General features: G+C 60.8%; 21 protein-coding genes. 14 read left to right on the forward strand and 7 right to left on the reverse strand.

The genetic code is table 11. The annotated features are described in order from the left end of the window. Positions 1-129: 129 nt before the first annotated feature. Entirely contained in the window at positions 130-2,976 is a 2,847-nt protein-coding gene (gene rapA / locus ACA057_RS06555) for an RNA polymerase-associated protein RapA (protein WP_497346859.1), read from the reverse strand. Positions 2,977-3,194: 218 nt separating this feature from the next. Between rapA and ACA057_RS06560 the strand changes: the two genes are divergently transcribed. Continuing rightward, entirely contained in the window at positions 3,195-3,536 is a 342-nt protein-coding gene (locus tag ACA057_RS06560) for an aspartate-semialdehyde dehydrogenase (protein WP_497346861.1), read from the forward strand. Here the strand turns inward: ACA057_RS06560 and ACA057_RS06565 are convergent. From ACA057_RS06565 to ACA057_RS06575, 3 genes are all read right to left on the reverse strand, one after another. Then, positions 3,533-4,720, reverse strand: coding sequence for an aminotransferase class V-fold PLP-dependent enzyme (locus ACA057_RS06565; RefSeq protein ID WP_497346863.1), 1,188 nt, complete (start codon positions 4,718-4,720; stop codon positions 3,533-3,535). The genes ACA057_RS06560 and ACA057_RS06565 overlap by 4 nt on opposite strands. Continuing rightward, positions 4,717-5,187, reverse strand: a complete 471-nt coding sequence (locus tag ACA057_RS06570; RefSeq protein WP_497346865.1) for a RidA family protein — start codon at positions 5,185-5,187, stop codon at positions 4,717-4,719. Before ACA057_RS06570 ends, ACA057_RS06565 begins: the two co-directional genes overlap by 4 nt. Positions 5,188-5,274: 87 nt before the next feature. Next, positions 5,275-6,147, reverse strand: coding sequence for a LysR substrate-binding domain-containing protein (locus ACA057_RS06575; RefSeq protein ID WP_497346867.1), 873 nt, complete (start codon positions 6,145-6,147; stop codon positions 5,275-5,277). 186 nt (positions 6,148-6,333) lie between these two features. Between ACA057_RS06575 and ACA057_RS06580 the strand changes: the two genes are divergently transcribed. Together ACA057_RS06580 and ccoM are read left to right on the forward strand one after the other, a co-directional pair. Beyond that, complete coding sequence (locus ACA057_RS06580; RefSeq protein WP_020299074.1) at positions 6,334-6,495, forward strand: hypothetical protein; 162 nt, start codon at positions 6,334-6,336, stop codon at positions 6,493-6,495. Between the two features lie 144 nt (positions 6,496-6,639). Further along, positions 6,640-6,753, forward strand: coding sequence for a cytochrome c oxidase subunit CcoM (ccoM, locus tag ACA057_RS06585; RefSeq protein ID WP_318183103.1), 114 nt, complete (start codon positions 6,640-6,642; stop codon positions 6,751-6,753). 171 nt (positions 6,754-6,924) lie between these two features. Here ccoM and ACA057_RS06590 read toward each other — a convergent pair whose 3' ends face one another. Then, the gene (locus tag ACA057_RS06590; protein ID WP_497346870.1) at positions 6,925-8,400 is read right to left on the reverse strand and encodes an inorganic phosphate transporter; all 1,476 of its coding nucleotides are present in this window, start codon (positions 8,398-8,400) and stop codon (positions 6,925-6,927) included. 377 nt (positions 8,401-8,777) lie between these two features. Beyond that, on the reverse strand, positions 8,778-8,978 hold the full coding sequence (locus tag ACA057_RS06595) for a hypothetical protein (protein WP_007935837.1): 201 nt from the start codon (positions 8,976-8,978) through the stop codon (positions 8,778-8,780). A 676-nt stretch (positions 8,979-9,654) separates the two neighbouring features. Here ACA057_RS06595 and pcaR point away from each other — a divergent pair. The 11 genes from pcaR to pcaC all read left to right on the forward strand — a co-directional run bounded on the left by pcaR (position 9,655) and on the right by pcaC (position 20,512). Beyond that, positions 9,655-10,497 carry a pca regulon transcriptional regulator PcaR gene (gene pcaR, locus ACA057_RS06600; protein WP_401357200.1) on the forward strand — a complete coding sequence of 281 codons (843 nt, stop codon included), beginning with the start codon at positions 9,655-9,657 and terminating at the stop codon, positions 10,495-10,497. Between the two features lie 139 nt (positions 10,498-10,636). Further along, positions 10,637-11,983 (forward strand): 4-hydroxybenzoate transporter PcaK, encoded by a 1,347-nt coding sequence (gene pcaK, locus ACA057_RS06605; RefSeq protein WP_497346872.1) that lies wholly within the window; start codon positions 10,637-10,639, stop codon positions 11,981-11,983. 268 nt (positions 11,984-12,251) lie between these two features. Beyond that, positions 12,252-13,109, forward strand: coding sequence for a CoA transferase subunit A (locus ACA057_RS06610; protein ID WP_059407998.1), 858 nt, complete (start codon positions 12,252-12,254; stop codon positions 13,107-13,109). After that, entirely contained in the window at positions 13,109-13,888 is a 780-nt protein-coding gene (locus ACA057_RS06615) for a CoA-transferase subunit beta (protein ID WP_497346874.1), read from the forward strand. Before ACA057_RS06610 ends, ACA057_RS06615 begins: the two co-directional genes overlap by 1 nt. Then, positions 13,885-15,090 carry a 3-oxoadipyl-CoA thiolase gene (gene pcaF / locus ACA057_RS06620; RefSeq protein WP_497346876.1) on the forward strand — a complete coding sequence of 402 codons (1,206 nt, stop codon included), beginning with the start codon at positions 13,885-13,887 and terminating at the stop codon, positions 15,088-15,090. The genes ACA057_RS06615 and pcaF overlap by 4 nt, the downstream gene beginning before the upstream one ends. Positions 15,091-15,126: 36 nt before the next feature. Then, positions 15,127-15,831 (forward strand): protocatechuate 3,4-dioxygenase subunit beta, encoded by a 705-nt coding sequence (gene pcaH, locus ACA057_RS06625; protein ID WP_497346878.1) that lies wholly within the window; start codon positions 15,127-15,129, stop codon positions 15,829-15,831. A gap of 1 nt (position 15,832) precedes the next feature. Further along, the gene (pcaG, locus tag ACA057_RS06630; RefSeq protein ID WP_059408007.1) at positions 15,833-16,399 is read left to right on the forward strand and encodes a protocatechuate 3,4-dioxygenase subunit alpha; all 567 of its coding nucleotides are present in this window, start codon (positions 15,833-15,835) and stop codon (positions 16,397-16,399) included. A gap of 192 nt (positions 16,400-16,591) precedes the next feature. Then, positions 16,592-17,887, forward strand: coding sequence for an MFS family transporter (locus ACA057_RS06635; protein ID WP_497346880.1), 1,296 nt, complete (start codon positions 16,592-16,594; stop codon positions 17,885-17,887). A gap of 45 nt (positions 17,888-17,932) precedes the next feature. Beyond that, on the forward strand, positions 17,933-19,297 hold the full coding sequence (locus ACA057_RS06640; RefSeq protein ID WP_497346882.1) for a 3-carboxy-cis,cis-muconate cycloisomerase: 1,365 nt from the start codon (positions 17,933-17,935) through the stop codon (positions 19,295-19,297). Positions 19,298-19,308: 11 nt separating this feature from the next. Beyond that, positions 19,309-20,100, forward strand: a complete 792-nt coding sequence (pcaD, locus tag ACA057_RS06645; protein ID WP_497346884.1) for a 3-oxoadipate enol-lactonase — start codon at positions 19,309-19,311, stop codon at positions 20,098-20,100. Between the two features lie 10 nt (positions 20,101-20,110). Continuing rightward, a complete protein-coding gene (gene pcaC, locus ACA057_RS06650) occupies positions 20,111-20,512 on the forward strand; it encodes a 4-carboxymuconolactone decarboxylase (RefSeq protein WP_497346886.1) in 402 nt (133 codons plus the stop codon). A 248-nt stretch (positions 20,513-20,760) separates the two neighbouring features. Here pcaC and ACA057_RS06655 read toward each other — a convergent pair whose 3' ends face one another. Next, positions 20,761-22,020, reverse strand: a complete 1,260-nt coding sequence (locus ACA057_RS06655; RefSeq protein ID WP_497346888.1) for an OprD family porin — start codon at positions 22,018-22,020, stop codon at positions 20,761-20,763. Between the last annotated feature and the right edge of the window lie 157 nt (positions 22,021-22,177).

Here is a 22,177-nt window from a genome sequence, read left to right on the forward strand (position 1 = left end):
TGCTCGGCACGGACATTGTGGGAGCGGGCTTGCCCGCGAAGAGGCCCTCAAAAGCTCCACAACAATCAAGCAGACAAAAAAAGGCCCGCATCGCTGCGGGCCTTCTTTTTTAGCGGAGCAGCAGCGGACTTAACCCGCCACCAACACCCGAATCGCTTCCAGTCGCAACGCAGCCTTGTCGAGCATGGCCAGACCTTGCTCGCGCTGTTTGCGCAGGGCAACCAGTTCGCTGTCACGGACGGTCGGGTTGACCGCTTGCAACGCGGTCAGGCGCGCCAGTTCTTCGTCGGTATCGGCCGCCAGGCGACGCTGCGCCTCGGCAACGCGCTCGGCGTGGCGCGGGAAGATCTTCTCTTCACCGGCGTTGATCCGTGGCGTCAGCTGGTCGCGCTGGGCCTGGATGAACTTGTTGGCGCTGGCGCGAGGCACGCTTTCCAGTTGATCGTTCAAGGTTTCGAACGACACCCGGGCCGACAAGTCATTGCCATTGGCATCCAGCAGGCAGCGCAGGGCGGCCGGTGGCAGGTAACGGCCCAGTTGCAGCGAGCGCGGGGCAACCACTTCGCTGACGTAGAGCAGTTCCAGCAACACGGTGCCAGGTTTCAGCGCCTTGTTCTTGATCAGCGCCACGGCGGTGTTGCCCATGGAGCCGGACAGCACCAGGTCCATGCCGCCCTGAACCATCGGGTGCTCCCAGGTGATGAACTGCATGTCTTCGCGAGACAGCGCCTGGTTGCGGTCGTAAGTGATGGTCACGCCTTCGTCGTCGCCCAGCGGGAAGCTGGCATCGAGCATTTTTTCGCTCGGCTTGAGGATCAGGGCGTTTTCCGAATGGTCTTCGCTGTCGATGCCGAAGGCGTCGAACAGGGTTTCCATGTAGATCGGCAGGGTGAACTGATCGTCTTGCTCGAGAATGTCCTCGACCAGCGCATCGCCTTCGCCGGCACCGCCGGAGTTGAGTTCCAGCAAGCGGTCGCGGCCGGTGTGCAGCTCGGCTTCCAGACGCTCGCGTTCACCGCGAGCTTCGTCGATTAACGCTTGCCACTCGCCGTCGTCGGCATTTTCCAGCAGCGGCAGCAGGCGCGAGCCGAACTGATGCTGCAAGGCGTTGCCGGTCGGGCAGGTGTTGAGGAACGCGTTCAGCGCTTCGTGGTACCACTGGAACAGCCGTTCCTGCGGGCTGGTTTCCAGGTACGGCACGTGCAGCTCGATGATGTGCTTCTGGCCGATCCGGTCCAGACGCCCGATACGCTGCTCCAGCAGGTCCGGGTGCGACGGCAGATCGAACAGCACCAGGTGGTGCGAGAACTGGAAGTTGCGACCTTCACTGCCGATTTCCGAGCAGATCAGCACTTGCGCGCCAAATTCTTCGTCGGCGAAGTAGGCGGCGGCGCGGTCACGTTCGAGGATGTTCATGCCCTCGTGGAACACCGTGGCCGGGATGCCGGAACGCACGCGCAGGGCGTCTTCCAGGTCCATGGCGGTTTCGGCGTGGGCGCAGATCACCAGCACTTTGGTGCGCTTGAGCATCTTCAGCGTGTCGATCAGCCACTCGACGCGCGGGTCGAATTTCCACCAGCGTTCTTCTTCGTTGGCGTCCGGCTGGGCCTGGAAGCTGACTTCCGGGTACAGCTCGGCGTGATCGCCCAGCGGCAGCTCAAGGTATTCGTCCGGGCACGGCAGCGGGTACGGGTGCAGTTTACGCTCCGGGAAACCCTGCACGGCGGCGCGGGTGTTGCGGAACAGCACACGGCCGGTGCCGTGACGGTCGAGCAGTTCGCGGACCAGACGGGCACTGGCTTCGATGTCGCCATCGTTGACGGCGGCCAGCAGCGCTTCGCCTTCGTTGCCGAGGAAACCGTGAATGGTTTTATGCGCTTCAGGCGACAAACGCCCCTTGTCCAGCAGCTCCTGAACGGCTTCGGCCACCGGGCGATAGTTTTCGCTCTCGGCGCGGAAGGCGTGCAGGTCATGGAAACGGTTCGGATCGAGCAGGCGCAGGCGCGCGAAGTGGCTGTCCTGGCCCAGTTGTTCCGGGGTCGCGGTCAGCAGTAGCACACCAGGAATGACTTCCGCCAGTTGCTCGACCAGCGAGTATTCAGGGCTGGCCTTTTCTTCGTGCCACACCAGGTGGTGCGCTTCGTCGACGACCATCAGGTCCCAACCGGCTGCGAACAGCGCGTCCTGAGCCTTCTCGTCTTCCACCAGCCATTCCAGTGCAACCAGTGCAAGCTGGGTGTCTTCGAACGGGTTGGCGGCATCGCTTTCGATGAAGCGTTCTTCGTCGAACAGCGCAACCTGCAAGTTGAAGCGGCGGCGCATCTCGACCAGCCACTGGTGCTGCAGGTTTTCCGGCACCAGGATCAGTACCCGGTTGGCGCGGCCCGAGAGCAGTTGGCGATGGATCACCAGACCGGCTTCTATGGTCTTGCCCAGACCCACTTCGTCCGCCAGCAGAACACGCGGCGCGATACGATCGGCAACTTCACGGGCGATGTGCAGCTGGTGCGCGATCGGTTGCGCACGCACGCCGCCCAGGCCCCAAAGGGCTGACTGCAATTGGCGGCTGGTGTGTTCCAGGGTGTGGTAACGCAGGGAGAACCAGGCCAGCGGGTCGATCTGCCCGGCGAACAGACGGTCGCTGGCCAGACGGAACTGAATGAAGTTCGACAGCTGGGTTTCCGGCAGGGTGACCACTTCGTTCTGCGCGTTGAGGCCGTGGTAGACCAGCAGGCCATCGACGTCGTCGACTTCCTGTACGGTCAGTTTCCAGCCTTCGAAGTGAGTGATCGAATCGCCCGGCGAAAACCGCACGCGGGTGAGGGGCGCATTCCGTAGCGCGTACTGGCGAGTGTCGCCAGTGGCCGGGTAGAGCACGGTCAACAAGCGGCCGTCCTGTGCCAGAACGGTGCCTAAACCCAGCTCGGCTTCGCTGTCACTGATCCAGCGTTGCCCCGGTTGATACTGCTGCGCCATGCTGCCTGACTCCCACCTTGAAAAAGCGGGCTATCTTAACGGAATGAGGGCTTCAGGGCCAAAGGACTCTCACAAAAACTAACGCTAATACGTTAGTTCACCGATGCAAGGGGCGCAGGCCAGGGCACCAATGAGTGCCAACCGGGTCACAGTTTGCGACCGATGGCTCAAGTCGCCATCCCCGCAGCCGACAGCCTGCTGACAGGAGACTGATAATTATGCTGCCACCGATGCTCCCCTTGAGTGCCGTGCCGATCACCTCGCAACATGACCCGATCCGTCAGCGACCGGACATTGCGCCCGTGGTACCGGTGCAGGAAAGCTCCAGCCAAAGCACCATCGACCTGAAAAATCGCGATCCCGAGGAGGCCGCCCTGCAGCTGCGCGAGGAACAGCGTCGGCAACAGGAACGGGACAAGCGTCGCCGTGAAGCTAACGAAGATCCCGAAGAACACCTGGCGATTCCTGGTAACGAGCTCAACGCTGACAACACCGTGCCGGTGGCGCCGTTGATGGACGATCAGCCGCGTCAGGGCTTGTGGGTCGACATCCAAATCTAATTCGGGTGCTCGGCCAATTCATCCAGGGCGTTCAGCAAGACGTCTATTTCCGCTTCGGTGTTGAGGTAACTCACCGCAATCCGCGCAATGCTCTCCAACCTTCTGGCTTGCATGTCCAGCGGCGTATACGCCACGCCATTGGCGCCGATATTAATCCCGCGCTGCGCCAAGCGCAGTTTCAACTCAACGCTGTCCCAACCCCTGAGCGTAAAGGCGATCAGCCCGGATTGATGGTCTATCGGGCCGAGGTTGTGCAGCGTCAGGCCGGGGATGGCCGCAAGCCTTCGGCGCAAGCCCCGACTCAGCGAGTCGATCCGTTGACGAATACGCGTTGCACCCAACCGGTTGAATTCCTCCAGCGCATTGGCCAGTCCGGCCAGCAAGGCCACCGACACTTCACTGGTTTCAAAGCGCCGCGCATCGTTGCGCAATGCAAACCCTTCGCCATCCCAAGGGGCTGACAATACGTCCCGTTGATGGGGAACCAGCCGCTCGAGAAAGCCCGGCTTTATATAGAGCAGCGCCGTCCCTCGCGGTCCTCGGAGAAATTTGCGTCCGGCCCCTTTAAGCACGTCACAGTTCAGCGCTTGCACGTCGCAGGGCAATTGCCCCAGCGCCTGGCCGGCGTCGATGAAGTAAGGAATGCCGTGTTGCCCGGCCACGGCACCGATCGCCTCGGCGGGGTTGATCAGGCCACCGTTCGCCGGTAGCCAGGTCAGTGCGATCAACTTGACCTTGGGCGTGATCATTTGCTGCAAGGCCGTCACCGAGACGGCGCCCGTGTCTTCGCAGGGAATCACCTCCAGTTGCGCCCCGGCGCTGACCGCTTGGGCGATGCAGGCCAGATTGCCACCCCATTCGTGGCGTCCGACCAGAATGCGATCACCCGCCTGCCACGGTCCCAAGGCATTGAACGCCATGCCCCAGGCTGCCGAGCCACTGCTGGCGAAGGCGATGTTTTCGGCTGCGGCATTAAGCAGAATGGCTGCCGCGTTTCGAGCGCGGGCCTGCACGCTCTGATCGGCGGCTTCCATCGGGCCGCTGGTGGCTTCACGGTGCAACTGCTCGATCATCGAATCGAGAGTGGCCTGGCTGGGCAGCGAAGCACCGGCATGATTGAAGTGAATCACGCTGGCACAACCCGGTGTTGCCGCCCGCAAACGCTCCACTTCGGCGAGGTTCATGGCCGCAGCTCGAAAATCGCGTCGATCTCCACGGCCACGCCACTCGGCAGGCTGGACACGCCGACGGCGGTACGCACATGGCGGCCTTTGTCGCCGAGGGCGTTGACCAACAGGTTGGATGCACCGTTGGCGACTGCACCTTGGCGCTGGAAATCAGGGGCGCTGGCGATGAACACGCCGAGACGGATGATGCGCACCAGTTTCGACAGATCATCGCCGAGGGCATCACTGAGTTGTGCAAGTAAACCCAGCGCGGCGAGTTCGGCGGCATTAGCGCCTTCTTCCTCGGAGATCGACTCGCCCAGGCGTCCGATAAAGGCGGGTTTGCCGTCAAGCAGCGGGATCTGTCCGGAAATGAACAGTTGGTTTTGGCTGACGACGTGGTTCACGTAGTTGGCGATCGGCTGGCTGGGCGTCGGCAGGGGCAGGCCAAGTTGCTGGACGCGAAGGGCGAGTGAGTCGGTCATGGTGAATCCTCCTGAATGAAGGTTCAGCATGTTGATCTCTCGTTTGCGCGACAAACGGATAGATTTAATCCGACGTATTCAAATAGCTCATGCGTCGGCGACTTCATTCAGCCACTGGCTGAAATACTCTGCCGCGTGGCTCGAAGATCGTTCGGGAGTGACCAGCCAATAACCGATCTCGCTCATGAACGGCGGAGTGTCGAAGGCTTCCACCAGCGCGCCTTCCTTGACCCGGCGCTCGATCAATCGATGACGGCCCATGGCGATGCCTTGGCCAGCGACGGCGGCTTCGACGACGATGTTGTAATCGTGGAGCATCACGCTGGGGTAGTGAGCGAGGTCGATGCCGTGATGCGTGCTCCAGTCGATCCACTCGAACGGCTGATGGGATTTGGCCATGAGCAGCGGGCCTTTGCCGACGCCTTGGGCCTTGAAGGCCGGGCTGCAAACGGGGGTCAATATTTCGCCCATGAAGCGCCGGGCCAGAACCTTCGGCCAGCCGCCCTTGCCGTAACGAATCGCCAGGTCGACTTCGCCACCGCCAACATCAGCCAGTTGTACCGACGGCAGCAGTTCGACATGAATGTGCGGGTGGCGCGCATTGAAGCTGGCCAGGCGCGGCGCCAGCCACAGGGTAGCGAAAGAGGCGAGGAGGCCGATGCGCAGGGTGGTTTCCTGTTGATCGTCGCCGCGCAAGTCGCGGGTGGCCAGGGCAATGGATTCGAGGGCGGGTTGAATCTGCCGGTAGTACGTTTCGCCGGCTGGGGTCAGATCAATGGCCCGGGTGCGGCGGATGAACAGCCGCTGGTTGAGGAAATGCTCGAGTTTCTGCACTTGATGGCTGATTGCACTTTGGGTCACCGACAACTCATCGGCGGCCTTGATGAAACTCAAATGTCGCGCCACGGCCTCAAAGGCGCGCAGGGCCATCAAGGGCGGCAGGTCCTGGTGCAATTCCACGGCGCGGGTCCTTTGTAGCCATCGTAAAGTGGCGATTGTGCGGTGAAAAACCGGCTTGAGCACATATTTTGTTAAGCCACGGTGGCGCGGGTGACTGGTCAGCGCCGGCGCCAGACCGCATTATTGGCTTAATCCTGCCGAGCGATGCGGCAGCTGAATTTCATTTCAAGTGATGCGCTGAACGCCATGAGCCAAGACGACAAGCTGATCGACCTCAACACCGAACGCGCCAAGCGGGTTCATGACTTAAACGACAAACGCCTGAATGAAGTGCGCCAGGCATTTGAACAGGCCATGCCGTTGGGCAAAGCGAAGAAAAAGCCGAAGAACAAACCGAAAAAACGTTGAAGCACCCTGCATCGTTTGATGCAGGTCAGTTATTTCCCCTCCTTTACGCCCAGTCTCGGGCGACATTGATCCCGGTCAATTTATTCTCCTGCCTGATTGGTTAACTTAGCCCCATCGCAACAGGGCAAGTGCAGGAGAGCCGTCATGTTTCTCGACAACGTGGTGATCGCTGGGGTGCTGACAGTCGGCCTCATGGTTCTGTTTTTTGCAGGGTTTGGATTTTTTATCTGGAAGGATTCGCACAAGCGCAAACCGTAGTTCCTTCTGGATCAATGAGCACGCAAGGCATTTTGGGCAACTTCGGTTGCCTTTTTTTTTGCCTGCGATTTCCTGTGGATGTATGGAGATCAAATGTGGTGTTCGGAAGATCGCAGACATAAAAAAGGCGCGAACCTTACGGAACGCGCCTTTTTTCGTTACAGCGATATATCAGCTGCCGAGTGCCTTCGACGCCAGCCAGAACAGGCCGGCCGACAGGGCCACGGTCGCGGGCAGGGTCAGGACCCAGGCCAGCAGGATGGTTCTGACGGTGCCGCCTTGCAGGCCGCTTTTGTTGGCGACCATGGTGCCGGCCACGCCCGAGGACAAGACGTGGGTGGTGGACACCGGCAGGCTGAAGATGTTGGCCAGGCCGATCATGCACGCGGTAGTGATCTGCGCCGACATGCCCTGTGCGTAAGTCATGCCTTGCTTGCCGATCTTCTCGCCGATGGTCAGCACCACGCGTTTCCAGCCGACCATGGTACCCAGGCCCAGCGCCAGGGCGACCGCCAGAATCACCCAGAACGGGGCGTATTCGGTGGTGGTGGTCAGGTCTTTGCGCAGCTTGTCCAGGTCAGCCTTTTCACGGGCGTTGAGGGTCGGCAGCTTGCCGACTTTCTTCGCTGTGTCATCCAGGCAGAGCAGGTAACGACGCACTTCGATACGGCTTTCCGCCGACAGCGAGTGATAGTCGGCTACACCCTTGAGGGTGCCGAGCAGGGCGTCGATGGTCGGTTCGGTCTGTTGCGGATTGCAACGGAATTTCTCCGGCAGATCGCCTTCCACGCTTTTGCCCAGGGCCAGGTATTCACCCAGCGTATCGGCATTGCGCTTGTAGAACTGGCTCAGGTGCAGGGTCGCATCACGGGTGCGTTCGATCTGGTAGGTGGTGCTGCTCAGGTCGAGAACGAACTGCGCCGGCACGATACCAATCAACACCAACATGATCAGGCCGATACCTTTCTGGCCATCGTTGGAGCCGTGCACGAAGCTCACGGCCATGGCCGAGATCACCAACACCAGGCGGTTCCAGAATGGCGGATGCTTCTTGTCGTCGAGCTTGCGGCGCTGGTCTGGCGTCTTGTGCATCTTCGACAGCGGACGCCACCATTTCAGGCCGATCAGCACGAGGGCTGCGACCAGGAAGCCGGCCATCGGCGAGAACACCAGCGAGGCGCCGATATCGATCGCTTTCTGCCAGTTCACGCCATCGGCCAACGGAATGTCGTTGATCAACGCGTTGGCCAGACCGACACCGAGGATCGAACCGATCAGCGTGTGCGAACTGGAAGCCGGGATACCGAAGTACCAGGTGCCCAGGTTCCAGGTGATGGCGGCGGCGAGCAGCGAGAACACCATGGCCAGTCCGTGACCGGTGTTCACATTGATCAGCAGCTCAACCGGCAGCAGGTGGACGATGGCATATGCCACGCCAACACCGCCCAGCAGCACGCCGAGAAAGTTGAACACACCGGAAAAGAACACGGCCAGATGAGGCGGCATGGCTTTGGTGTAGATAACAGTGGCCACCGCGTTTGCGGTGTCATGAAAGCCGTTGATGAACTCGAAGGCGAGGACAAAGGCCAGGGCGAGCAAGAGGCTCACAAGCACCCAAGCATCCAGTCCGCTGAATAAATCGATCATGAAGGTTTTCTGACCCGGTCGTAAGGGGGCGCGATTATGCCAGAAAAGACTGCTAATCGATGCACTTGCTGCTCATCGGCAACATTCTTCAACGATTTTTTTTACAACAACGCTCTAGCCCCGAGGTTTTTACCCGGTTTTGCAAGTTATTGAATTTCTTTGAGAAGCCCGTAGCCACAAGGGTTTCTCTCGTCGGAGCGAGAGGCTCGAACGCTTGTGTGAAATTTCTGAAAAGAGGGTCAGAAACGAGCCATTTGCCTCTTCCGGTAGGGGAGGCGGCGCTGCCCGCTCGTAGCGGGCGCGAAAGGCATCATCGGTACATCCCGCTTTTAGCGGCGTGCAGACGCAGACCCTTGAAAGGATTCAGGCCGAGTCGGTCATGGCTCTTCGGCTTTGAGTTCCTTTTCCATCTTCTGCAATTCTTGAGTGAAAGCCTGATCCTGAACGGTGGCGCGTTTACGCCAGGGTTTGCGTTCTGGTTCGGGCTGAGCGGCGTAGGTGGTGACTTCCCCGCCGTAAACTTCCTTGTAACGTTGTTCCTGGCGCTCAAGTTCCGCGCGCAGTTCGTCTTTCGTCACAGTGCTACCTGATTGAGTTGAGATAAATTCTGGTGAAACGCGCTGCACAAATCTATTGATCACGCTCGTCGAGAGGACGAAACCCGCGAAGGCGTCGTTTTTTCGGCGTTGCGATCAAGACTTCCATGTTGCAGGCGGCCACGGCACCAGAGAAAAACAGCTGACGTAGCATCAGTTTCCTGTTCCAGCGAGCGCATTGGCGAGGCATATGAAATGAGCGTCAGGCGCTTGCTGCGGGTAGCTGCGATGGATCATCGCGCTACCGGGTGGCGCAATCGGCAAGTAAAGCCGGGTCACCACTGAATTGTATTATAGCGGTCGATTCGAAGAACACTATCTCCAAAGAATTTAAAGTGATCGTCACGTGTGTTGTGTTGTTTTGTTACTCACAACTTCTGCGGACAACTAGGTACTGAGTGGCGCCACTTTGCACTGATGTCTTTCTGGCGCCATTAAGCCGAACAAAGTTATTACATCAGCTGCCATTAAGTCATGACTAAAAATAACACGCAGTCGACTGACGAAAGTAGCCAGGCGGAAAGGGCTCACGCTGGCCGCGCTGATTGCGATTATCGGTCGCGTGTTCGATAATCGCCCAGTGTTGGCTGTTCGGGCTTGTGTGCAAGGTCGAGAGCCGCTTTCAATAGCCGCTGATTCGTGTGGAAAAGGACCTGATATGAATGATCAACTGCGCAACTCCTTCGCTTCAGTGGCGCCGCCGATCGTTGCATCGCCCGCGAAACGGATCCAGGCGCTGACCGGTGACCCGGACTTCATGACGTCGCTGGCCCGTGGCCTGGCCGTGGTGCAAGCGTTCCAGGAGCGCAAGCGGCACCTGACCATCGCCCAGATCAGCCACCGTACGGAAATTCCTCGCGCCGCCGTGCGACGTTGCCTACACACATTGATCAAGCTCGGCTACGCCACCACCGATGGCCGCACCTATTCGCTGCTGCCCAAAGTGCTGACCCTCGGTCATGCCTACGTGTCTTCAACGCCGCTGGCGGTTTCCGCCCAGCCGTACCTGGACCGCATGAGCGAGCAACTGCATGAGGCCTGCAACATGGCCACCCTGGAAGGCGATGACATTTTATACATCGCCCGCTCGGCGACGACCCAGCGGCTGATTTCCGTCGATCTGTCGGTGGGCGGGCGCCTGCCGGCCTATTGCACTTCCATGGGCAGGATTCTGCTCGCCGCGCTGGACGACACATCCCTGGGCGAATACCTCGACCATGCGGAGTTGCAAGCCAAGACCAGCCGTACGTTGCACACCCCCGAGGCGTTGCTCGAATGCCTGCAAGAAGTGCGGCGGCAAGGCTGGTGCATCGTCGATCAGGAACTGGAGCAGGGACTGCGTTCGATTGCCGTCCCAGTGTACGACGCTTCCGGTCAGGTGGTCGCGGCACTCAACGTCAGTACCCATGCCGGACGAGTCAGCCGCAACGAGCTGGAGCAACGTTTTCTGCCGGGGCTTTTGTCCGCCAGCCGTGACCTCAGCGCACAACTCTTCGCGTAAGCCATCGCCTAAGCTGTTCGATAAACGCACAGAGTCGCGTTTATCGAATTGACGCTCTTTCCCCAAGATCACTAATGTCGCGGCAGCGCCGGCACTGGCTGGCACCTGTTCGACTGCGTTCTTGCGTGGAATAAAAATAATGAACCAGCCTCAGTCTGCTGTAGGAAACTGCCTCGACGTGCAGTCCTTCATCAACGCTCAACCCATTTCGCGCTACCAATGGCGGGTGGTGATCCTGTGTTTCCTGATTGTTTTCCTCGATGGCCTCGACACCGCGGCCATGGGTTTCATCGCGCCGGCCCTGTCTCAGGATTGGGGCATCGATCGCGCCAGTCTCGGACCGGTCATGAGTGCCGCGTTGATCGGCATGGTCTTCGGCGCACTGGGTTCCGGCCCGTTGGCTGACCGCTTCGGGCGAAAAGTCGTACTGGTGGGGGCGGTACTGTTGTTCGGCGCCTTCAGCCTGGCCTCGGCTTACAGCAGCAACGTCGATCAGTTGCTGGTGCTGCGTTTCCTCACCGGACTTGGCCTTGGCGCCGGGATGCCGAACGCCACCACGCTGTTGTCCGAATACACCCCGGAGCGCAAGAAGTCCCTGCTGGTGACCAGCATGTTCTGCGGCTTTAACCTCGGCATGGCGGGCGGCGGGTTCATCTCCGCCAAGCTGATCCCGGCCTTCGGTTGGCACAGCCTGCTGATGATCGGCGGGATTCTGCCGTTGATCCTGGCTGTGGTGTTGCTGTTTTGGCTGCCGGAATCGGCGCGCTTCCTTGTCGTCCGCAATCGCGGCACCGACAAAGTGCGCAAGACCCTGGCACCGATTGATCCGACCGTCGTGGCCCAGGCTTCCAGCTTCAGCGTGCCGGAACAGAAAACCGTGAAGGCGCGCAACGTGTTCGCGGTGATCTTCTCCGGCACCTACAGCACCGGCACATTATTGCTGTGGCTGACCTACTTCATGGGCCTGGTGATCGTTTACTTGCTGACCAGCTGGCTACCGACCCTGATGCGTGACAGTGGCGCGAGCATGGAGCAGGCGGCGTTTATTGGCGCGTTGTTCCAGTTTGGCGGGGTGTTGAGCGCAGTCGGCGTCGGTTGGGCGATGGACCGGTTCAATCCGCACAAGGTGATCGGCATTTTCTATCTGTTGGCCGGGGTATTTGCCTACGCGGTCGGGCAGAGCCTGGGCAACATCACGCTGTTGGCGACCCTGGTGCTGGTGGCCGGGATGTGTGTCAACGGTGCGCAATCGGCGATGCCTTCCTTGGCGGCGCGGTTTTATCCGACCCAGGGCCGGGCGACCGGGGTGTCGTGGATGCTCGGCATTGGCCGCTTCGGCGCGATCCTCGGGGCGTGGATGGGCGCGACGCTGCTGGGCCTGGGCTGGAATTTCGAGCAGGTGCTGACGGCGCTGGTGATCCCGGCGGCATTGGCGACCACGGCGGTGGTGATCAAGGGCGTGGTCAGTCATGCGGATGCGACCTGATTCCGGGTTTCAGAATCTCTAGCGATTGTGATGGCCTCTTCGCGGGCAAGCCCGCTCCCACAAGGACTGCGCATAACCTGTTGGAGCGGGCTTGCCCGCGATGCTTTTGGGATAGGTAGGCAGACAACAATGTGTTCGATAAACGAACACTCAGTCGATTATCGGATTGTTTGGGTTTTTTAGGGGGCTTACTCTTCAGTCACTCCGGCGCTGAACCTCGCGCCTTTTTCTTCCACTGTCGGTTCAAAACAAAACGGGAGCCTGCCCCATGGCTGAAATCCTTTCGCTGCACGACGCGGTGAAGCAATTCGTTAATGACGGCGATACCGTCGCGCTCGAAGGCTTCACTCACCTGATCCCGACAGCAGCGGGTCACGAAATCATTCGTCAGGGCAAGAAAGACCTGACGCTGGTGCGGATGACCCCTGACCTGATCTACGACCAACTGATCGGTGCCGGTTGCGCTCGCAAGCTGATTTTCTCCTGGGGCGGCAATCCGGGTGTCGGTTCGTTGCACCGGCTGCGTGATGCGGTCGAGAAGCAGTGGCCGCATGCGCTGGAAATCGAAGAACACAGCCACGCTGACCTGGCCAATGCCTACGTCGCTGGCGCATCCGGCCTACCGTTCGCGGTACTGCGTGCCTACGCCGGCTCCGACCTGCCGAAGGTCAACCCGCTGATCAAAACCGTCACCTGCCCGTTCACCGGCGAAGTGCTGGCCGCCGTGCCTTCGGTGCGCCCGGACATCACCGTGATCCACGCGCAGAAAGCCGACCGTAAAGGCAACGTGCTGCTCTGGGGCATTCTCGGCGTACAGAAAGAAGCCGCGCTGGCCGCCAAGCGCTGCATCGTCACCGTCGAAGAAATCGTCGACGACCTCAATGCCCCGATGAACTCCTGTGTGCTGCCCACCTGGGCCTTGAGCGCGGTTTGCCACGTCCCTGGCGGCGCGCATCCGTCCTACGCTCACGGTTACAACGAGCGCGACAACCGGTTCTACCAGGCGTGGGACCCGATTGCCCGCGACCGTGACACCTTTACTGCGTGGATCAACGAGTACATCCATGGCTGCGCTGACTTCAGCGAGTTCCAGGCCAAGCTGGCCGCTGCTTCGGAGGCGAAGTAATGACTTACACCACCAATGAAATGATGACCGTCGCCGCCGCTCGCCGTCTGAAGAACGGTTCGGTGTGCTTCGTCGGTATCGGCCTGCCGTCGAAAGCCGCCAACCTGGCGCGGCTGACGTCCTCGCCCGACGTCGTCCTGATCTACGAATCGGGTCCGATCGGTGCCAAGCCGAGCGTGCTGCCGCTGTCGATCGGTGACGGTGAACTGGCGGAAACCGCCGACACCGTGGTCCCGACCGGTGAGATTTTCCGCTACTGGCTGCAGGGCGGGCGCATTGACGTCGGTTTCCTCGGCGCCGCGCAAGTCGACCGCTTCGGCAACATCAACACCACCGTGGTCGGCGACTACCACGCGCCGAAAGTCCGCTTGCCGGGTGCCGGTGGCGCGCCGGAGATCGCGGGTTCGGCCAAAAGTGTACTGATCATTCTTAAACAGTCATCGCGTTCGTTCGTCGACAAACTCGACTTCATTACCTCGGTCGGTCATGGCGAAGGCGGCGATTCGCGCAAGCGTCTGGGCCTGCCGGGCGCCGGTCCGGTCGGCATCATCACCGACCTGTGCATCATGGAACCGGAAGCCGGCACCCATGAGTTCGTGGTCACCGCGCTGCACCCGGGCGTGACCCGCGAGCAAGTGACCGCCGCCACCGGTTGGGCCATTCGTTTTGCCGAGCAAGTTGAAAACACGGCCGAGCCGACCGACGTCGAACTCACTGCGCTGAGGGATCTGGAAGCCCGCACCGCCGCCGCCCACGGCCAAGCACCCGGAGAAGCGTGATGCGTGACGTTTATATCTGCGACGCGATTCGCACCCCCATCGGCCGTTTCGGCGGTGGTCTGTCGGCCGTTCGCGCCGACGATTTGGCCGCCGTGCCGATCAAGGCGCTGATGGAACGCAACCCTTCGGTGGACTGGAACGCCGTGGACGAGGTGTTCCTCGGCTGCGCCAACCAGGCCGGCGAAGACAACCGCAACGTGGCGCGCATGGCGTTGCTGCTGGCGGGCCTGCCGGAAACCATTCCTGGCGTCACCCTCAATCGCCTCTGCGCCTCGGGCATGGATGCCATCGGCACCGCGTTCCGCGCCATCGCCAGCGGTGAAATGGAGCTGGCGATTGCCGGTGGCGTCGAGTCGATGTCCCGTGCCCCGTTCGTGATGGGCAAGGCGGATGCCGCGTTTTCGCGCAACATGAAACTCGAAGACACCACCATCGGCTGGCGCTTCATCAACCCGTTGATGAAAGCCCAATACGGTGTCGATGCGATGCCGCAGACCGCCGATAACGTGGCGGATGATTACGAAGTGTCCCGCGAGGACCAGGACGCTTTCGCACTGCGCAGTCAGCAGCGGACGGCCGCCGCGCAAGCCGCAGGATTTTTCGCGGAAGAAATCGTTGAAGTGCGCATTGCCCACAAGAAGGGTGAAAGCGTTGTCAGCCAGGATGAGCATCCGCGCGGCGACACCACGCTTGCAACCCTGGCCAAACTCAAGCCGGTCAACGGTCCGGACAAGACCGTCACCGCCGGCAACGCCTCGGGTGTGAACGACGGTGCGGCAGCGTTGATTCTCGCGTCCGCCGAAGCAGTGAAGAAACACGGCCTCACCGCCCGCGCGAAAGTGCTGGGCATGTCGAGCGCCGGTGTTGCCCCTCGGGTGATGGGCATCGGCCCGGTGCCGGCGGTGCGCAAGTTGACCGAGCGCCTCGGTCTGGCGGTCAGCGATTTCGACGTGATCGAACTCAATGAAGCCTTCGCCAGCCAGGGTTTGGCGGTGCTGCGCGAGCTGGGGCTGGCGGACGACGCGCCCCAGGTCAACCCGAACGGTGGCGCCATTGCCTTGGGCCATCCGCTGGGCATGAGTGGTGCACGGCTGGTATTGACCGCGCTGCATCAGCTGGAAAAAACCGGTGGCAAAAAAGGTCTGGCGACCATGTGCGTCGGCGTCGGTCAGGGGCTGGCCCTGGCGATCGAACGCGTCTGACACGCCGCGTGACTAATAAGAACTGAGGAATGCTTCATGACTGACAAGCCTGGTTACCGCCGCCCGCAGGAGGGCACTCAGCCGGAATACCTGCACCCGGCCTATCAATCCACCAACCGCCGCTCGCCGTCCAAGCCGTTGGTGTTTTTGCCCCATTCGCTGTCGGAAATTACCGGCCCGACCATCGGTGCCGAGCGTATCAATGCGCAGGACAACGACCTGACCGCCCAGCACAAGGGCGAGCCATTGGGTGAGCGCATCATCATTCACGGCCGCGTGCTGGATGAGGATGGCTTGCCGGTGCCGGGGATTCTGGTGGAGATCTGGCAGGCCAACGCCGCCGGCCGCTACAACCATGATCGCGACCTGCACGACGCGCCGCTGGACCCGAATTTCACCGGCACCGGCCGCACGGTGACCGACGCCGATGGCTGGTATCAGTTCCAGACCATCAAGCCTGGCGCCTATCCGTGGGGCAACCACCACAACGCCTGGCGCCCGGCGCACATCCATTTCTCGCTGTTCGGGCCGAGCATCCTGACGCGCCTGGTCACACAGATGTATTTTCCGGGCGACCCGCTGCTGGCCTACGACCCGATCTACAACTGCGTACCGGACACGAGTGCCAAAGAGCGCCTGATCGCCCGTTTCGACCTGGAAAAAACCATTCCTTCCTACGCCCTCGGTTATCGCTGGGACATCGTCTTGCGCGGCCGCGAAGCCACGCCGATGGAGAAATAAGATGACGCTGAACGCGACCACGTCCCACACCGTCGGGCCGTATTACCACATCGGCCTGACTTGGCTGAACCGCGAGAACCTGACCGTCGAACAAACCCTCGGCGAGCGCGTGGCGATCACCGGGCAAGTGATCGATGGCAACGGCGACGTCGTCAACGACGCCATGCTGGAAGTCTGGCAGGCCAACGCCGCCGGCAAGTACGACCACCCTGAAGACGATCAGGACAAACCCCTGGACCCGAACTTCGAAGGGTTTGGCCGGGTGCCGGTGGATGCGCAAGGGCGCTTTCGTTTCACCACGATCAAACCGGGCACGGTGGAAGGCCTGAAAGGCACGACCCAGGCACCGCATCTGGTGGTGCTGGTGTTTGCTCGCGGGCTGGTGAAGCACCTGCTCACGCGGATTTACTTTGATGGCGAGCCGGCCAACGTGGCGGACCCTTTGCTGGAATGTGTGCCGGCGGATCGCCGCAGTACGTTGCTGGCGAAACAGGATGCGTCGGGCGTTTATCAGTGGAATGTGATTTTGCAGGGCACGGATGCCGAGACGGTGTTCTTCGATTATTGATTGAACGCCACAAAACCTGTGGGAGCGGGCTTGCCCGCGATGACGGAGCCACATCCAGCCTCTAGGGTGACTGACCCAGCGCTATCGCGGGCAAGCCCGCTCCCACAGGGATGTATATCGCTATTGCATCTGCGGAACGGGACTGTTGCAAAGTGTGTCTAGACTCTCACTGTCCCCAAAGAGTGAATACCAATGACAACCTCTACAGCTCACTACACCGGCGAAGAGCGCAGCAAAAGGATCTTTGCGATTGTTGGCGCCTCCTCCGGCAACCTCGTCGAATGGTTCGACTTCTACGTCTACGCCTTTTGTGCGATCTATTTCGCGCCGGCCTTTTTCCCGTCCGATAACCCGACGGTGCAGTTGGTCAACACCGCTGGTGTGTTCGCCGCCGGGTTCCTGATGCGGCCGATTGGCGGCTGGATCTTCGGCCGGGTCGCGGACAAGCACGGGCGCAAGAATTCGATGCTGATTTCGATTCTGATGATGTGCTTCGGTTCGTTGCTCATCGCCTGCCTGCCGACCTACAAGGACATCGGTGTCTGGGCGCCGATCATGCTGCTGTTCGCGCGCCTGCTTCAGGGTTTGTCGGTGGGTGGCGAGTACGGCACTACCGCGACCTACATGAGCGAAGTCGCCCTCAAGGGCCAGCGCGGTTTCTTCGCCTCGTTCCAGTACGTGACGCTGATTGGCGGGCAGTTGCTGGCGGTGTCGCTGGTGGTGATCCTGCAACAGTTCCTCACCGAGGATGATTTGCGTGCCTACGGCTGGCGGATTCCGTTTGTGGTCGGCGCGGTGGCGGCACTGATTTCGTTGTTCCTGCGTCGTTCGCTGAAAGAAACCACCAGCAAGGAAATGCGCGAAAACAAGGACGCCGGCAGCATCACCGCGCTGTTCCGCGATCACAAGGCAGCGTTCATTACCGTGCTCGGTTACACCGCCGGTGGTTCGCTGATTTTCTACACCTTCACCACGTACATGCAGAAATACCTGGTGAACACCGCCGGCATGCACGCCAAAACCGCCAGTTACATCATGACCGGCGCGCTGTTCCTTTATATGTGCATGCAGCCGCTGTTCGGCATGCTCGCCGACAAGATCGGCCGACGTAACTCGATGCTCTGGTTCGGCGCCCTCGGGACGCTGTTCACTGTGCCGATTTTGTTGAGCCTGAAAAGCGTCAGCAGTCCGTTCCTGGCCTTCGTGCTGATCACCGTGGCGCTGGCGATTGTCAGTTTCTACACATCCATCAGCGGCCTGGTAAAAGCCGAGATGTTCCCGCCGGAAGTGCGCGCCTTGGGCGTCGGCCTGGCTTACGCGGTGGCGAATGCGATTTTCGGCGGTTCGGCGGAATACGTGGCCCTGAGCCTCAAAGCCGTGGGCATGGAAAACTCCTTCTACTGGTACGTAACGGTGATGATGGCGGTGGCGTTCCTGTTCAGCCTGCGTCTGCCGAAACAAGCGAAGTATTTGCACCACGACCTTTGATCTTTACCCGTGGGCCATCGCGGCCCACGCCTCCAGGGACTGTTTATGAACGAGCGACCGGGCAATCAATTGTTCGATGCCTATTTCACTGCCCGCGATATGCGTGACGTGTTTTGCGATCAGGGGCGTGTGCAAGCCATGCTCGATTTTGAAGCGGCACTGGCCCGGGCCGAGGCGCGGGTCGGGTTGATTCCGCAGACGGCCGTCGCGTCTATCGAAGCGGCCTGTCGCGCAGAGCATTACGATTTCGCGGCCCTCGGTGAGGCGATTGCCACGGCGGGCAATTCGGCGATCCCGTTGGTCAAGGCGTTGGGCAAACAGATCGCCACCCTTGATGCCGAAGCCGAGCGCTATGTGCATCTGGGCGCGACCAGTCAGGACGTGATGGACAGCGGCCTGGTGTTGCAACTGCGCCGCGCGCTGGAATTGATCGAAGCGGATCTGGCGCAACTGGCGGAAACCCTCGCGACCCAGGCCTGGCGTTACGTCGCTACGCCACTGGCCGGGCGCACCTGGCTGCAGCACGCGACGCCGGTCACCCTCGGCATGAAAATCGCCGGTTGGCTGGGCGCGGTGACGCGCAGTCGCCAGCGTCTGCTGGAACTCAAACCGCGCCTGCTGGTGCTGCAATTCGGCGGCGCTTCCGGAACCCTCGCGGCCCTTGGCGAACAGGCCATGCCGATTGCACAGGCGTTGGCCGAAGAACTGCAACTGACGTTGCCGGAACAACCCTGGCACACCCAGCGTGATCGCCTGGTGGAGTTCGGCGCGGTGTTGGGTTTGATCGCCGGCAGCCTGGGCAAACTCGGTCGTGACATCAGCCTGTTGATGCAGACCGAAGCGGCGGAAGTCTTCGAGCCGTCGGCACCGGGCAAGGGCGGTTCCTCGACCATGCCGCACAAACGCAACCCGGTGGGCGCGGCGGTGTTGATCGGGGCGGCGACGCGGGTGCCGGGTTTGCTCTCGACGCTGTTCAGCGCCATGCCTCAAGAACACGAGCGCAGCCTGGGCTTGTGGCATGCCGAATGGGAAACCCTGCCGGAGATTTGCTGCCTGGTCTCGGGCAGCTTGAAGCAAGCGCTGTTGTTGGCGGATGGACTGGAAGTGGATGCCGATCGCATGGCCCGTAACCTCGACCTGACTCAAGGCCTGGTGCTGGCCGAAGCGGTAAGCATCGTCCTCGCCCAGCGAGTGGGGCGCGACACGGCGCATCATCTGTTGGAGCAATGCTGCAAACGTGCCGTGGCCGAACACCGTCATCTGCGCGCCGTCCTCGGCGATGAGCCGCAAGTGACCGCCGAGCTTTCGCCTGCTGAACTGGATCGTCTGCTGGACCCCGCCCATTATCTCGGACAGGCCCATACCTGGGTCGAGCGAGCGGTGGCCGAACATTTTGCATTGACTGCCTGAAGGAGATTGCTGTGTCTTTCGTACAACTCGCCGAGGGCGAACTGCATTACCAACTTGATGGGCCCGCGGAGGCGCCAGTGCTGGTGCTGTCCAACTCGCTGGGCACCGACCTGCACATGTGGGACGCGCAAATTGCTGCGTTCACCAAGCACTTTCGGGTGCTGCGTTTCGACACCCGTGGTCACGGCAAGTCGCTGGTGACGACGGGGCCGTACAGCATCGAGTTACTGGGTCACGACGTGCTGGCGCTGCTGGATGCGTTGCACATCGAACGGGCGCATTTCTGCGGCTTGTCCATGGGCGGGCTGATCGGCCAATGGCTGGGGATCAACGCCGGTCATCGTTTGAACAAGCTGGTGGTGTGCAACACCGCAGCGAAAATCGGCGACCCGTCGGTGTGGAACCCGCGCATTGAAACGGTGCTGCGTGACGGTTCGGCGGCCATGGTCGCCCTGCGTGATGCGTCGATTGCGCGCTGGTTTACCCCTGACTTTGCCGAAGCCAATCCGGCAGCGGCGAAGAAGATTACCGACATGCTCGCTGCTACCTCGCCCGAAGGTTACGCGGCCAATTGCGCCGCTGTGCGCGATGCCGATTTCCGCGATCAACTGTCGTCGATCACGGTACCGCTGTTGGTCATCGCCGGCACCGAAGATGCGGTCACGCCGCCGTCCGGCGGGCACTTCATTCAGGAGCACGTGCAGGGCGCCGAGTACGCCGAGTTCTACGCCGCGCACTTGTCCAACGTCCAGGCCGGCGCTGCATTCAGCGAACGGGTTCTGGCGTTTCTGTCAGCTGATTAAGGGGATTGTCGTGGACGAGAAACAACGTTACGACGAGGGCCTGCAAGTCCGTCGCGCGGTACTGGGCGACGCCCACGTCGATCGCAGCCTGAACGCTTTGACCGAGTTCAACTCGGAGTTTCAGGAAATGATCACCCGCCACGCCTGGGGCGACATCTGGACCCGCCCGGGCCTGGCGCGGCATACCCGCAGCCTGATCACCATCGCCATGCTGATCGGCATGAACCGCAACGAAGAGCTCAAACTGCACCTGCGCGCCGCCGCCAACAACGGCGTGACCCGTGGCGAGATCAAGGAAGTGATCATGCAGAGCGCAATTTACTGCGGCATTCCGGCGGCCAATGCGACGTTCCATCTGGCCGAGTCGGTGTGGGATGAGTTGGGGGTTGAATCGCGGGACTGTGGTGCCTGAACTGACGCCATCGCTAGCAGGCTAGCCCCCACTTTGTTCCGGAGTGAACACAGAACTTGCGCTCACCAAGATCCCTTGTGGGAGCTAGCCTGCTAGCGATAGCGGTGGTTCAGCCATGTTGATATTGGCTGACAGGACGCCATCGCTAGCAGGCTAGCTCCCACATTGGCCCGGTGTGAACACAGAGTTTGCGCTCACCAAAGATCCCTTGTAGGAGCGAGGCTTGCCCGCGAAGGCGTCCTCAAGCCTTACAACAAACTGATCGGATAGCTGACGATCAAACGATTCTCGTCAAACTCGTTATTGCTGTAATCCCGGCGAATGGTCGAGTTGCGCCATTTCAGGTTCAGGTCCTTCAGCGCGCCGCTCTGCACGGTATAGCCCAGTTCACTTTCGCGACCCCATTCCTTGCCATCGGTGATGGTGCCGGTGTGCACGTTGTCGCCGCTGATATAGCGGTTCATCAGGGTCAGGCCGGGCACGCCGAGGGCGACGAAGTTGTAGTCGTGGCGCACCTGCCAGGATTTTTCCTTGGCATTGTCATAGCTTGAGTTGTAGCTGTCGTTGGCCAAGGTCCCGCCGCTGGTGCCGTTGACCCGCATCCACGCGCTGTCGCCAGTGAGTTTTTGCAGGCCGACATAGAAGGTATTGCCGCCGACCTTGGCCGAGAACAGGCCCGACCAGGTCTTGTTGTCCAGCTCACCGGCCCGGGCACTGCCGTCATCCTTGCCATAAAAGAAACCGAGGTTGGCGCCAAGCGTCCAGTCACCCAGCGGCTGACTGTGCACCAGATTCACGTATTGCTGGCTGTAGATGTCCTTGAGTTCGGCGTTCCACAAGCCGATCTGGGTGCGCTTGTCATTGAACACGTATTCGCCGCCCTGAAAGTTGAAACGGTCGGAGGTGAACGCCGCTTTGCCGGTCATCGACAGGTCGCTCATGCTGCTGTCGTCACGCGGGCTGTTTTGCCGGAACTGTCCGCCATAAAGCGTCAGACCGTTGATTTCCTTCGACGTAATCTGCCCACCACGAAAGGTTTGCGGCAACGAACGACCGTCGTCCGAACGCAGGATCGGCAGCACCGGCATCCACTCGCCGACCTTCACTTCGGTCTGCGACAACTTGGCCTTGAACGCCACGTTGGTGCGACCGAAGTTGTCCGCCGGGCGACCGTCGCTGTCCAGCGGCAGCAACTGAGTCCCGCCGGTGCCTTTACCGCCATCGAGCTTCACCGAGTACAGCCCCAGCACATCCATGCCGAACCCGACGGTGCCTTGGGTAAACCCGGACTTGGCGTCGAGGATAAAACTTTGTGTCCACTCTTCAGCCTTGCCCTGAGCCTTGGTCGGGTTGGTGAAGTTGCGGTTGATGTAGAAATTGCGCAGGTTCAGGTTGACCTTGGCGCCGTCGACGAAGCCTGACTCCTCGGCCTGGGCGGGCAAGGCTGCGCTGGCCAGGGCGACGGCGATCAGGCCGGGAACGAAATACTGCGCGGTGGAAGGCGTCATGAGCTCGGGTCTCTCTAATTCTTGGGGATGAAACGGGGCGATGCCGCGACCTTTGGGGTAGCAGACCGACAATCTGAAATCAGGACAAAACGAACGGGATCAGCCAGACAGGGCAGGGCGCGGGGGCATGGTGTCGAACCTGTTGTTATTGGTCTTG

This window comes from Pseudomonas sp. LBUM1661, assembly GCF_059695925.1.

Bases quoted from the DNA above. Each gene is read 5' to 3' on its own strand.
- rapA (WP_497346859.1), bottom strand. From the start codon at position 2,976: ATGGCGCAGCAGTATCAACCGGGGCAACGCTGGATCAGTGACAGCGAA.
- ACA057_RS06560 (WP_497346861.1), top strand. From the start codon at position 3,195: ATGCTGCCACCGATGCTCCCCTTGAGTGCCGTGCCGATCACCTCGCAA.
- ACA057_RS06565 (WP_497346863.1), bottom strand. From the start codon at position 4,720: ATGAACCTCGCCGAAGTGGAGCGTTTGCGGGCGGCAACACCGGGTTGT.
- ACA057_RS06570 (WP_497346865.1), bottom strand. From the start codon at position 5,187: ATGACCGACTCACTCGCCCTTCGCGTCCAGCAACTTGGCCTGCCCCTG.
- ACA057_RS06580 (WP_020299074.1), top strand. From the start codon at position 6,334: ATGAGCCAAGACGACAAGCTGATCGACCTCAACACCGAACGCGCCAAG.
- ccoM (WP_318183103.1), top strand. From the start codon at position 6,640: ATGTTTCTCGACAACGTGGTGATCGCTGGGGTGCTGACAGTCGGCCTC.
- ACA057_RS06590 (WP_497346870.1), bottom strand. From the start codon at position 8,400: ATGATCGATTTATTCAGCGGACTGGATGCTTGGGTGCTTGTGAGCCTC.
- pcaR (WP_401357200.1), top strand. From the start codon at position 9,655: ATGAATGATCAACTGCGCAACTCCTTCGCTTCAGTGGCGCCGCCGATC.
- pcaK (WP_497346872.1), top strand. From the start codon at position 10,637: ATGAACCAGCCTCAGTCTGCTGTAGGAAACTGCCTCGACGTGCAGTCC.
- ACA057_RS06610 (WP_059407998.1), top strand. From the start codon at position 12,252: ATGGCTGAAATCCTTTCGCTGCACGACGCGGTGAAGCAATTCGTTAAT.
- ACA057_RS06615 (WP_497346874.1), top strand. From the start codon at position 13,109: ATGACTTACACCACCAATGAAATGATGACCGTCGCCGCCGCTCGCCGT.
- pcaH (WP_497346878.1), top strand. From the start codon at position 15,127: ATGACTGACAAGCCTGGTTACCGCCGCCCGCAGGAGGGCACTCAGCCG.
- pcaG (WP_059408007.1), top strand. From the start codon at position 15,833: ATGACGCTGAACGCGACCACGTCCCACACCGTCGGGCCGTATTACCAC.
- ACA057_RS06635 (WP_497346880.1), top strand. From the start codon at position 16,592: ATGACAACCTCTACAGCTCACTACACCGGCGAAGAGCGCAGCAAAAGG.
- ACA057_RS06640 (WP_497346882.1), top strand. From the start codon at position 17,933: ATGAACGAGCGACCGGGCAATCAATTGTTCGATGCCTATTTCACTGCC.
- ACA057_RS06655 (WP_497346888.1), bottom strand. From the start codon at position 22,020: ATGACGCCTTCCACCGCGCAGTATTTCGTTCCCGGCCTGATCGCCGTC.